General features: G+C 35.6%; 1 protein-coding gene. It reads right to left on the bottom strand.

Going from position 1 to position 878, the window contains the following annotated elements; translation table 11 throughout:
* A partial coding sequence (locus AC1DRF_RS30070; RefSeq protein WP_477742581.1) for a VOC family protein occupies positions 1–672 on the bottom strand: 672 nt, incomplete at its 3' end.
* Between the last annotated feature and the right edge of the window lie 206 nt (positions 673–878).

The following is an 878-nucleotide window of genomic DNA, read 5'->3' as shown; positions in this document are numbered from 1 at the left end:
GTGATGAACAGTTCCAAAACCTTGCTGAGCCTGCGGAAGTTTTTCATTTTGTTCTACTACTACTTGCGCACCGTTTCCTCCTTCTCCTACTTCGAATAGGTGAAGGTCTCCTTCTTGAGCAATCTCTTTAAATAAAAGGACTTTTCCCATCATTTCTTTAAAGTAATTAAACTCGGCAATACGAATAAAGATAGGACCAAGTCCTGTAATAGCGTATTGAAGAGGGACAGGGCCTTTTTGCCAAGGAGTGCCTGATTCAACTCCTTGATTTCCTTCATCGGAAATTAACTGATACTGCTGATCATCAAAATCAACAAACGAAAGCGTCTTTTTCMCAAATAGCTCTTGAATCCCMGTATGATTTACTTCTAAGCGATCAAAGCGCTTTACCCAATAGTCTAAAGCCGCATCATTTGGAACGCGGAAAGATGTTTTTGAAATTTCATTTGTTCCGTGAAAACCTTTTGGAATACCTGGAAAATCAAAAAAAGTCATGTCCGTTCCGGCGCTGCCTTTATCATCTGCAAAAAACAAATGATACGTTTGAATATCATCTTGATTGACCGTTTTTTTAACTAAGCGCATGCCTAACACATATGTGAAAAATTCATAATTCTTTTCTGCACTGCTTGTAATAGCCGTTACGTGGTGTATTCCTTTTAAGTGGTTCATTCTACATTCCTCCGGATAAATCGTCTAGTTTATCATTTATTATTTATCTTTAATTTGAATATCTTTAATTAAAGATAATATACCATGATTAATTTTCCTTTGTCAATAAAGTATGGATGATCTCGGAAGGAAATATGTATATTTTTACATTTAACCAAAACATTATAAATGAGGACGAGCCAAATCGGCAATAAAACATCGTATAA

The organism is Priestia sp. P5_B4, from assembly GCF_056400385.1.
Note: the sequence above shows the minus strand (reverse complement) of the source record. Positions and strands in the feature narration are given on the sequence as shown.